At 39.7% G+C, this 10,935-nt stretch carries 10 protein-coding genes; 6 read left to right on the top strand and 4 right to left on the bottom strand.

Annotated features, from left to right (window positions below):
- Position 1: 1 nt before the first annotated feature.
- Positions 2 to 1,192 (bottom strand): imidazolonepropionase, encoded by a 1,191-nt coding sequence (gene hutI / locus B2W36_RS03495; protein WP_293883129.1) that lies wholly within the window; start codon positions 1,190 to 1,192, stop codon positions 2 to 4.
- A 67-nt stretch (positions 1,193 to 1,259) separates the two neighbouring features.
- Entirely contained in the window at positions 1,260 to 2,819 is a 1,560-nt protein-coding gene (hutH, locus tag B2W36_RS03490; protein ID WP_293883126.1) for a histidine ammonia-lyase, read from the bottom strand.
- A gap of 77 nt (positions 2,820 to 2,896) precedes the next feature.
- On the opposite strand from hutH, the gene B2W36_RS03485 reads away from it, so the two are divergent.
- The 6 genes from B2W36_RS03485 to B2W36_RS03460 all read left to right on the top strand — a co-directional run bounded on the left by B2W36_RS03485 (position 2,897) and on the right by B2W36_RS03460 (position 9,751).
- Positions 2,897 to 3,796, top strand: a complete 900-nt coding sequence (locus B2W36_RS03485; protein WP_293883124.1) for a LysR family transcriptional regulator — start codon at positions 2,897 to 2,899, stop codon at positions 3,794 to 3,796.
- Between the two features lie 145 nt (positions 3,797 to 3,941).
- Complete coding sequence (locus B2W36_RS03480; RefSeq protein ID WP_293883121.1) at positions 3,942 to 4,232, top strand: antibiotic biosynthesis monooxygenase family protein; 291 nt, start codon at positions 3,942 to 3,944, stop codon at positions 4,230 to 4,232.
- Between the two features lie 109 nt (positions 4,233 to 4,341).
- Entirely contained in the window at positions 4,342 to 4,848 is a 507-nt protein-coding gene (locus B2W36_RS03475; protein WP_293883119.1) for an S-ribosylhomocysteine lyase, read from the top strand.
- Positions 4,849 to 5,487, top strand: coding sequence for a hypothetical protein (locus B2W36_RS03470; protein ID WP_293883117.1), 639 nt, complete (start codon positions 4,849 to 4,851; stop codon positions 5,485 to 5,487).
- A gap of 269 nt (positions 5,488 to 5,756) precedes the next feature.
- Positions 5,757 to 7,940: a bifunctional alpha,alpha-trehalose-phosphate synthase (UDP-forming)/trehalose-phosphatase gene (locus tag B2W36_RS03465; RefSeq protein ID WP_209579288.1), complete on the top strand. Its 2,184-nt coding sequence runs from the start codon at positions 5,757 to 5,759 to the stop codon at positions 7,938 to 7,940.
- A complete protein-coding gene (locus tag B2W36_RS03460; RefSeq protein WP_293883114.1) occupies positions 7,940 to 9,751 on the top strand; it encodes a glycoside hydrolase family 15 protein in 1,812 nt (603 codons plus the stop codon). Before B2W36_RS03465 ends, B2W36_RS03460 begins: the two co-directional genes overlap by 1 nt.
- A gap of 122 nt (positions 9,752 to 9,873) precedes the next feature.
- Here the strand turns inward: B2W36_RS03460 and B2W36_RS03455 are convergent, their stop codons facing one another.
- Positions 9,874 to 10,143 (bottom strand): hypothetical protein, encoded by a 270-nt coding sequence (locus B2W36_RS03455; RefSeq protein ID WP_293883112.1) that lies wholly within the window; start codon positions 10,141 to 10,143, stop codon positions 9,874 to 9,876.
- A gap of 178 nt (positions 10,144 to 10,321) precedes the next feature.
- Entirely contained in the window at positions 10,322 to 10,900 is a 579-nt protein-coding gene (locus B2W36_RS03450) for a hypothetical protein (RefSeq protein ID WP_209579285.1), read from the bottom strand.
- Positions 10,901 to 10,935 lie beyond the last annotated feature (35 nt).

Below are 10,935 nucleotides of genomic sequence, written 5' to 3'. Positions count from 1 at the left end.
GTTATATTGATAATACTTCCGTACCATTTTTCCATACCGCTGTAGGCTGCAAACTTCCTTGGAAGTAAGTAATATTCTGATAATTGTCAGTTTTAAATAAACTAAAATCTGCACGCATTCCCTTCGCCAAAATCCCCCGGTCAGACAAGTTCAATGCCTTTGCCCCACGGTAGGTTAATGCCGCAAGTAGTTCAGCATTGGTCAACTTTTCTGCCGCTGCCAAAATCGTCGCACTTGTCAATAACTGTCCCATTGGAGCAGATCCCGGATTCCAATCACTACCTATGGCTAGGCATGCACCTGCATCTAACAGTTTTCTAGCGGGTGTAAAACCGCAACCCAATCCGATAGAAGCGGCAGGTAAAGCCACCGCGACAGTGTCCGACTGTGCGATAAGTTCAATTTCAAAAGCTGTTGATGCTTCAAGATGATCCGCAGATATAGCACCGAGTTCTACCGCAATCTGGCTTCCAGAAGTCGTAAACTGATCGGCATGAATTGTCAGATCGAAACCCATATTTTTTGCTTTTTGTAAATAAGCTACAATGTCCTGCCCCTGAAAAGCTGTCTTTTCGATAAATGCATCTATCCGATTTGATAGCCTTTCTGATTTTAATGCTGGAAAAAGAACTTCAGCCATCATATGAAGATAATCTTTTGCCGACCCATTGAAGTCCCGCGGAAGCATATGTGCTGCCAAACAAGTTGGGATAAGGTCTGGTTGTATTTGTCGATCTGATTCGCGGATGACACGCAATAATTTAAGTTCTTGTTCAACGTTAAGCCCATAACCGCTTTTAACTTCGATCGTTGTAATTCCCTGTTTCAATAGTAAATGTGCTCTCCTTATGGTGAGCTCTACCAATTCTCGGGCATCACAATCCCTTGTATGGGATACGGTACTCCAGATCCCCCCACCTGCCGCCGCGATCTCCAAGTAGCTTGAACCGGCATTTCGAAGGGCAAAATCATTTGCACGACTGCCTGCGAAAGCAATATGTGTATGGCAGTCAATAAATCCTGGCAAAACGACCTGATCTCCCTCAACATGTATCAGAACCGCCTGCTCCCCCCATTGCTGTTGTAATTGAGCAAAAGCGGCCACATCCATTATCGTGTTTCCTGCGATTAAAATCCCACCCTCTTTAATAATAGACAATTGGCTATCGTCGATTGGACCTTTTATAGGCATATTTGACATCGTTAATATTTGCCTAAAAGGCCCAACTAATTTTAACTCCTTTTTCATCATTCCTTGTTTAAAATACCTCAAACTGCTGTTTTAGCTCTTCAGCAATCTCTCCAGCAGCATATTGACCATGCAATGCAATAAGCTCGCCTGATTTCACCATTTTTAATGCTTCAGTCAGCAGCTCTTCCATCGGCTGGTCCGATTCAATATGTGGAATGGACTGACGGATTCTCCCGTGGATAGCTTCCAGTGAAGCAGTTGATGTTAACGGTTGATGATAATCTTTGGCTTGGGCTGCGCACAACAGTTCAATGCTCAATATTTTGTCGACATTATCAATCACCTGCAACAGTTTTCGTCCAGCGATAGATCCCATACTCACATGGTCTTCTTGGCCTAAAGAGGTTGGAATACTATCGGCACTCGCCGGAAAACAAAGTCCTTTATTCTCACTTGCTAGAGCCGCCGTGCTATATTGTAAGATCATAAATCCTGAATTGAGTCCAGTCGATTTCATCAACAATTTGGGTACACCGTTGGTTTGGCCTTCTAAAGACAGATAGACCCTTCGATCAGAAATATTCCCAATTTCAGACGCCGCCAGCGTGGCATAGTCCAAAGGTAATGCAATGGATTGCCCATGAAAGCTACCACCGCTAATGGTTAGTTCGTCGTTAATGATCACAGGGTTATCAGTCACCGCATTTATTTCAATTTCGATGGTATCCTTTAAATGAAACCAAGCGTTGCGTGATGCGCCATGAACTTGAGGAATACAACGCAAAGAATAAGGATCTTGCACACGGGAACAGTGTTTGTGACTTTCTAAAATAGCCGATCCATGAAGCATATGAAAGATGCTTGCAGCGACATAACGATTTCCCTTATGTGGTCGTAATTCATGTAGCTCCGAAAAGAAGGGTTTTATCGAACCATTTAAGCCTTCAATCATTAAAGAGGCAATAATATCGGCATTTTGAAGCATACGATTCAGTTCAATAACGCCCATAACGCCATGTGCCGCCATAAATTGAGTCCCATTGATCAGCGCCAACCCTTCTTTTGCGCCTAAGTGAATCGGTGCCATACCGTATTTTTCCAAAATGGCGGCTGTATGCACAACATTCCCTTCTACCTTTACTTTTCCTAAACCAATTAATGGCAAAAATAAATGAGACAAAGGCGCTAAATCACCCGATGCTCCCACTGATCCTTGTTTTGGCACAACAGGAATGATATCGTTCTCAATATGCCAAATCATCCGCTCAATTGTACTGTATTGAACACCCGAGAATCCTTTAGAAAGCGCGTGAACTTTAAGGATAAGCATCAACTTAGCTAAATCATCGCTTATAGGTTCACCCACACCGACAGCATGGCTTTTAAGGATATTTTCCTGTAATAATTGCGTTTGACCAGCATCAATGCGAGTGGTACACAGCGGACCGAAACCCGTGTTGATCCCATAGACGACCTCGCCGCGTCCAACTATTTTGCTGACGTAACTAGCGCTTTGATCGATCTTGTTCCTAACATCGGATGATATCGCTCCCCGAACCAATCCTTTCGCTATTGCTAAGGCTGTGGAACAAGTCAAATGCCCACTGCCGTATAAAAATATATCCATCTTACGATCTGCTTTACTCAAAAGTACTTGCTATATTTGATAAGCAGAAATACCATTTTGATCATCAATTGATAACCATGAATTATCAAATAGAGTTTAGACACTTATTGTACTTCAAAGTATTGGCCGAAGAATTGCATTTCCGAAGGGCGGCGGAAAGATTGTTTATTGCACAACCGGGCTTGAGCAGGCAAATTAAGCAGTTGGAGGAATATTATGGGGTATTACTTTTTGAACGTACTAAGCGGAATGTCATGTTAACCGAGGCCGGAATGTATCTATTTAAAGAGGTGCAAGAGTTATTTAGACATTTAGCACAAATTGAAACTCAACTTCAGAGTTATGCCAATGGTAAAATAAGCACCTTAAAGCTCGGTTTTATCGGATCGGCTGTTCAGACTATTCTTCCGGAATTACTTATTAATCTAAAAAAGCAACAGCCCGACATTGAGTTATCTCTTCATGAATTGGCGAATGAAACGCAGCTGGATCTGCTGGAAAAAAAAGAATTAGACTTGGGATTCGTCCGTCTTTCCGAAACCCCGCTTGGGCTGAGCAGCCAACCGATATATACGGAGCATTTCAGTCTTGTATTACCCAATAATCATCCGTTTTTAATGTCTCAGTATCCAAGTCTGAATGCCTTAAAAGACGAATCATTTATCTTATTTTCCAAAAACTATAGTCACTCCTATTACGATCTGGTCATGAGTATTTTCAGTGATCATAAGTTTATTCCCAAAGTAACGCTTCGTACAGTCAATGCATTGACCATATTTAATATGGTGGCCCAGGGGCTCGGTGTTGCTATTGTTCCATCTTCGTTAAAAAATGGATATCATGTTGATGTCTCGTTTTTCGAATTGGATGCTTTACCACAGCGAACAACTCTTTCATTAGTTTGGAACGACCAAAATCGTAATCCTGGAGTTCCTTTAGTCGTGCAGCTTATGAATTTACAAATTAATAATGCATAGCTACATTTGATACAGTGATAAGACCTAAATCCTTCTTAAACTGCATATAGAATAAATTACCTGGATAAGATTGTCACTGTATTGCATATAAAAAACAAATTCTCTAAGTTTGATATATTACTAAATTTAAATAAAAAACGAAATTATGATTTTAGAAGTAGCTGTATTACAAATTATTGAAGGGCAACAATCCAATTTTGAGAGAGATTATAAAACAGCTTGCCAGTATATCAGTGCAAGTAAAGGTTATATCACGCATTCTCTCCGTAAATGCATCGAAAAGGATAACCAGTACATCCTGTTGGTGGAATGGGAAACGTTAGAGGACCATACCATCGGTTTCAAGGAGTCTGCATTATTTATGGAATGGGAGAAACTTTTACATCATTACTACGATCCATTCCCAACAGTCGAACATTACGAAGTGTTAAAATAGTCGTTTTTTAGCCCTTTTCTATAATAATCTAGTATCTTTGTAGAAATTTTTAATATTCAACTTTTAACCCCTATGAGGCCAAAAGCTTTGTAGCACTGAACAGATTAAGATGTACACAAAAGAAAAAGCAAAAGTAAATAGTTTTACGGTAGATCATACCAAATTGAAACAAGGGATCTACGCAAAGGCTTCTACGACCAATAACAGCAATGTCGAAAATTATACAACTTACGACATTCGCATGATTAGGCCAAATTCTCCTGAGCGTATGTTGTCTCCTGAAGTAATGCATACACTGGAGCACTGCTTTGCAACGGAAATTAGAACGATTTTAGGTGATGAAGTCATTTATGTGGGCCCGATGGGATGCTGTACAGGATTTTATGTTGTATTGGCCGGAACAGCGCGAACTCCTCAAAACGTAGCGGAGTTGATGAAGGAGGTGCTCGAAATAATTCTTACAGCAGGATATGAAGTTCCTTTCCAAAATCCGATTAGCTGTGGAAATTACACATTCATGGATTTTGATTCGTCAAAACAAGCTTGTGTTAACTTCTTAAATTTAATCACTGCTGGAGAATTGCAATTCGAATACCCATATATTGAAGAAAATTAAATGATCCTGAATAAAGATATTGAAACGATAATCTTGGTAGCAAATAAGAACGAACTATCTTTTCATTCACCAAGTAAATCCACTTACATCTATGAAATTGGTGTTGGCAAAGTGAATGCGCTCTTGTCTGTCGCCAGACTTTACGAGGACATTAAAACACTGGGAATTAATCCAATTGTTCTCAATGTTGGCACAGTGGGCTGTACACGGCATCCGATAGGACATGTTCTTTATCCGTCCTATTACGCACAAGGAGACGCTTATACAGATGGATTTTTTCTAGAGAACACGTTATTTTTTAAGGGGCAGGGAGTATTGGAATCGATATCGGCTGAAGAGTTTCGTTACGAAGATGCACTTTTGACATCGGATCGTTTTATCCATGTAAATTCATCTTTCTATCAGGATATTAAACATTTAAACCCTATGGCTTTTGACATGGAATCTTATGCGCTAGCGAATTTCTGTTTCCAAAAGAATCTTGCCTTTCATAGTATTAAAATCGTTTCAGACAACTGCGATGGTACAGTGAAAGATTGGGAAAGTATTCTAGGAGAAATTTCAGGTAGACTAGGTAACATACTCGATCAATTCATGAAAAAGCTGGATGCAGAAAGAGCTCCAGTGAACCTATCGTAATCCAACTGAATATACCATATTAGGGCCTGTAAAAAATACAGGCCTTTTTGTTGCTATTACTTTGCTATTCTGAATACAACTGCCCCAAAGGTTGTCCGTTAGATTTTAAAAAAAGCAGAAATATACTTCGCCTTCGTTCCGATTGGTCCTTGTAATTTGAATTTATCCAAACTATTTTCCCCCAAGGTTGTTAAAATATTGGATTAAATACCCACCGTTATATTCGATATAACTCTTCTACACGACAAATAAATCGATCTAATATTCTTATGAAAAAAAAGAAGAAAATAATAATTTCAAATAGACTGCCGATACAAATAGAACGAAAAAAAGAAAAATTAATCATCAAACCCAGTGCAGGAGGACTGGCCACTGGTTTAAATTCAGCCTTTGATACAGATGCCATCTTATGGGTTGGATGGCCCGGAATTGTGCCTAAAGATGAAGAGGAAAAGGAGAAAATTGTTGAGCTCCTAAAGCCGATGAACTTACTTCCTGTCTTCTTATCAAAAGACGAAATTCGCAATTTCTATGAAGGTTATTCAAATGAGGTGCTTTGGCCTATCTGTCACTATCAACCGAGCTACATCCATTTTGATCCCGAATATTGGTCTACCTATGTAGCCGTGAATAAAAAGTTTTGTGAAGCGGCTCTTTCTATCGATGAGCTTTCTGATTTCATCTGGGTTCAGGACTATCAGCTTATGCTACTCCCCCAGTTGTTACGCTCAGAAAATCAAGAACTCAACGTTGGTTATTTTCATCATATTCCCTTCCCTTCAGAGGAACTGTTTATGAACATCCCACAACGTAAAGAGTTAGTTGAAGGCTTGCTTGGAGCAGATCTTATCGGATTTCATACCTTTGCTGACAGTCAAAACTTTCTAAATGCCTGCAAAAAAATTCTGCACGTTTCGTCGGGCTATAATCAGTTAAAATATAAAGACCGACATATATTTATCGAATCTTTTCCCATGGGCATTGACTTTCACAAATTTGTTGAAGTCAGTACCCAACCAAAAATTCAGGCTGTAGCTACCCAATTTAGAAGTCACTTTCCTGATCAAAAAATTATTATCTCAGTCGACCGGCTCGATTATAGTAAAGGAATTTTAGAAAGACTGCGCGCTTACCTGACCTTCCTTCAAAAATATCCTGAATGGCACACAAAGGTTGTTTTATATATGCTAATCGTGCCATCTAGAGATAAGGTATCGCAATACAAAAAATTGAAAGATGAGATTAATCGAACAGTAAGTGAAATCAATTCTATTTATGGAAACCTCAGCTGGACACCGGTATTGTATTTCTACAAATCGCTTCCATTCGAAGAGTTGGTTGCGTTATATGTTGCATCAGATATCTGTATGATTACTTCCACTCGCGATGGAATGAATTTGGTGAGTAAAGAATACATCGCCAGTAAGACGTTATCGAAAGGTGTATTGATATTAAGCGAATTTGCAGGCGCTTCCAAAGAACTCGTTGATGCCTTGATTATCAATCCATTTAATCGTATGGAAACTGCAGATAGTATTTATCAGGCGCTAAAAATGGCTCCTGAAGAGATTCAAGAAAGGGCCGATGCCAATATGCAAATTATACAGAAATTTAATGTACAGCATTGGGTCCAGCTCTTTACCAATCGCTTAGCTGAAACTAAGGCTATACAGCGTGACGAATGGGCGAGACGAATTTCGGACAAAGTATTTAACAGTATTTCTGAACGCTATAGCAAAAGTAGCAATAGACTTTTCTTTCTGGATTATGACGGTACGCTGGTCAAATTTCAGAACCATGCGCAAAAGGCAACGCCAACAACGCTACTCTATAATCTTTTGGACAACATTATTTCAGATCCACTGAACACGTTAGTTATCATAAGCGGCCGTTCACAGGAAAGTTTATCATCCTGGTTTGATGGCCGGTCCTACTATCTTGTTGCAGAACATGGCATATGGTCTAATTTCCCCAATTTCAGCTGGTCATATAAAAAAGGATTAGCGCTACATTGGATGCCCGAAGTAAAAAAGCTGATGGAAAAATTAGCCGATCAAACCCCTGGTGCCTTCATGGAAGTTAAGCCATATTCTTTAGCGTGGCATTATCGCAAAGTCGAACTCGGATTGGGCGAACTAAAGGCAACAGAACTTAAAGAGGTATTAAATCCAATGTTGAACGAATATGGACTACAGTTATTGGATGGAAATGCTGTCATTGAAGTTAAAAATACAGAAGTTAATAAAGGTAAGGCTGCATTGGAAATCGCTGGCCATATAAAGCCCGATTTTATGTTGGCAATTGGTGACGATATTACCGATGAGGATTTATTTCGGTACTTACCTCAGTCAACCATAAGTATCAAAGTAGGCAGTAACAAATCTGCAGCAAAATATTATTTAGATGAACAAGAAGATGTTCTTCAATTTTTGAATCAACTTATTATAAAATAATGAGCGAAAACACTACTGAAAAAAGACATACCTATCAATCTGGAATCATCGGTAACTGTTCCTATATCGCGCACGTCGGCATTGACACAAACATATCCTGGTTGTGCTGGCCTTCGTTTGAGGACAGCTTTGTATTCGGCAGCTTGATTGACAAAAATCAAGGGGGAACGTTCAGGATTAGTTCTGAAGAGCCTATTGTTGAAACGAAGCAGTATTACATCAAAAATTCAAATGTACTCTGCACAGAAATACATACCGACTCCTATGGTTATCGTATCACAGATTTTGCACCGCGGTTCGAACAATTTGGGCGGTACTTTAAGCCGCTAATGTTGATACGGAAAATTGAGCCGCTCTATGGAGCTCCAAGCGTCAACATCAAGTGTCAACCAACTGGCGACTATGGCCGTGTGGCGCTAAAGCCGACACGCGGAAGCAATCATATTCTTTATACGAGTGACCAGATCAGAGAACGAATTCGGCTGACTACTGACTTGCCCATTTCTCACTTCTTTCAGGATGAGAGCTGGACCATCATAAGTGAGAACAGATATCTTGTACTCACCTATGATTCGGCCTTTGAATCGGCCATTGAGAGTACTTGTGAAGATTTTCTTCAAAAGACAATCAGTTATTGGCAACGTTGGATTAAACGATGCAGTATTCCCAACATTTACCAAAAAGAGGTTATCCGATCAGCGTTAGTGCTTAAGCTTCACCAATATGAGGACACGGGAGCAATTATCGCCGCCTCAACCACTAGTTTACCTGAATATCCAGGCTCTGGAAGAAACTGGGACTACCGCTATTGCTGGGTACGCGACAGTTATTATGTACTGACCGCCCTAACACATATTGGTCAATTTGAAGAAATGGAAAGCTTCGCAAATTACATTGCTGGCATCACTCATCGTAATCCGGGAAGACTTCAGCCGCTGTACGGTATTCTTGGTACCACAGAGCTTACCGAACAGATCTTACCGTACTTAGAAGGCTATCAGGGAAGTGGTCCGGTACGAATTGGAAATCAAGCTTTCGAACATATTCAAAATGATGTTTATGGTCAGGCGATGATTGCATTACTACCGCTCTTCACTGATCAGCGCTTTAAAATTCATGAGAATAAAAACGTTTTGGGATGGGTGAATTTCATCCTCGAAAAGATTGAGGCTACGATCGAGGAAAAGGATGCGGGCATCTGGGAATTCAGAAACTTTGCAAACCACCATTGCTATTCTAACTTATTTCAATGGGTCGGATGTAAAGCGGCACTACTAATTGCGCGCCAAAACGGTTATCAAGACATGGAGGATCGCGCAAATATCCTCCTAAAAAAGGCAGAAGCATATATTGAGGCTTGCTATGATGATGATCGTAAGGTCTATCAAAATGCAATAAATAGCAGTAATTTGGATGCCAGCACCTTGCAGCTGATCGTAATGGACTATTTAGATCCGAAATCGGAAAAGGCGCTACATCATCTCGAAATGCTTGAGAAAGAATTAAAGGGAGAAAATGGCCTTTTCTATCGATATAAACATCAAGATGATTTCGGAAGACCCAAATCGACTTTTTTGGTCTGTGCATTTTGGTATGTAGAAGCGCTGGCTTGTGTCGGAAGGGTCGATGAGGCGAAAGAAATTTTAGAGCGTTTACTGACCTATAGTAATCACCTCGGCTTATTCAGTGAAGATGTAACCGAAGAAAATGGCAGTCAGTGGGGTAACTTTCCTCAAGCATACAGTCATGTTGGATTGATGAACGCTGTTTATCGTTTAGCAATAAAGCTAGATAAGCCAATTTTTCATTAACACAAAAATGTGCGATCAATAAAAGTTGATCGCACATTTTACATACCCTATATTTTTTACATCTATCGTATTTAGGACAGATGACCGTTTTTGAATTGTGCTTGTTTCGATGAAGTAGCTACTTAAATGAATGCCTGTTTATATTGATTAAAATGTTCACAAATCTCCTCCGTCTCAATTCGCTTACCCATCAAATCGATAAACCGATTTTTGTACAATGAAAAAATATAAAGTCCTGTTGCCAAACTTCCTACAATAAAAATGCCCTCAAATTCATTGCTTTTCACTAGCTTGTTGTTAAGATGGCACTCGTTGAGTAATGGAATATTATAAGAAGACCATTTACCCATTCTATCTTTAAGTACCAATCCAATATTTTTTGTTGCTGTCATCGTCTCACTTGTTTTTGAAGAAACATCAACTGCACCTCAATTGTTTTCTGAATTGAATGCTTTTAAAAAAGAAAGGGTCTTTCTTACCAAAGAGCACGTAGTAATACGTTCGAAAAAAAAGCATGGTCCGAATTCTTTTGGAGCCATGCTTTTTGAGGTCTTAATTAATTTTCGCTACTTAGCGCTTACCAGGTAAATAGATTTGAAAACCCACACCAAAACCTAATCCACTTGCACCGCTACCGGTATTTATATTGGCTTTACTATAGTTATAACCGAAAGTCGTTTCCAATGCGACTGTTCGAGTTATAAAATGAGCATAACCAACATTTGCCCCTACCGCAAGAGCAACATCTTTACCCTTAGAGCTTCCCGAAATACCGATATCACCCTGCCCAAAAAACCTTCCTGTGGTTGAACCAGCATTTGGAAAATAATATCGCACAAATGGTGCTATCCCATACGTCCAATCGTTATCGGCATCCTTGATAGTAGTTAAACCAAGATTAGCCTGCGCACCAATAGCTAAACCATCCGAAACAAAATAACCAGCTCTAGGTTGAAGTGCTATATTAAATGATTTTCCTTCAAAACTATAACCCAAATTACCGATCGATCCACCAACCATCCAGTTGCCCTGACGTATCGGTTCAATGCCGACCTCTGAAGACATCTGAGGAGTTGTCTCAATCTTCTGGGCTTGCGCTTGATAGCCAATACCCGCTGTTATTAATAAAAGAAGTGTAAATTTTCTCATCGTATCTCTATTATAATTTATAAATAACTTTAATT

The sequence above is a fragment of the Sphingobacterium sp. UBA3549 genome (assembly GCF_002376635.1).
In the GTDB taxonomy this organism is placed as follows: domain Bacteria; phylum Bacteroidota; class Bacteroidia; order Sphingobacteriales; family Sphingobacteriaceae; genus Sphingobacterium.
This window is presented reverse-complemented; position numbering and strand designations above follow the sequence as displayed.

Excerpts from the sequence above, each read along its gene's own strand:
- B2W36_RS03475 (WP_293883119.1), top strand. The coding sequence starts at position 4,342 with ATGTACACAAAAGAAAAAGCAAAAGTAAATAGTTTTACGGTAGATCAT.
- B2W36_RS03455 (WP_293883112.1), bottom strand. The coding sequence starts at position 10,143 with ATGACAGCAACAAAAAATATTGGATTGGTACTTAAAGATAGAATGGGT.
- B2W36_RS03450 (WP_209579285.1), bottom strand. The coding sequence starts at position 10,900 with ATGAGAAAATTTACACTTCTTTTATTAATAACAGCGGGTATTGGCTAT.
- B2W36_RS03470 (WP_293883117.1), top strand. The coding sequence starts at position 4,849 with ATGATCCTGAATAAAGATATTGAAACGATAATCTTGGTAGCAAATAAG.
- B2W36_RS03485 (WP_293883124.1), top strand. The coding sequence starts at position 2,897 with ATGAATTATCAAATAGAGTTTAGACACTTATTGTACTTCAAAGTATTG.
- hutI (WP_293883129.1), bottom strand. The coding sequence starts at position 1,192 with ATGCCTATAAAAGGTCCAATCGACGATAGCCAATTGTCTATTATTAAA.
- B2W36_RS03480 (WP_293883121.1), top strand. The coding sequence starts at position 3,942 with ATGATTTTAGAAGTAGCTGTATTACAAATTATTGAAGGGCAACAATCC.
- B2W36_RS03460 (WP_293883114.1), top strand. The coding sequence starts at position 7,940 with ATGAGCGAAAACACTACTGAAAAAAGACATACCTATCAATCTGGAATC.
- B2W36_RS03465 (WP_209579288.1), top strand. The coding sequence starts at position 5,757 with ATGAAAAAAAAGAAGAAAATAATAATTTCAAATAGACTGCCGATACAA.
- hutH (WP_293883126.1), bottom strand. The coding sequence starts at position 2,819 with ATGGATATATTTTTATACGGCAGTGGGCATTTGACTTGTTCCACAGCC.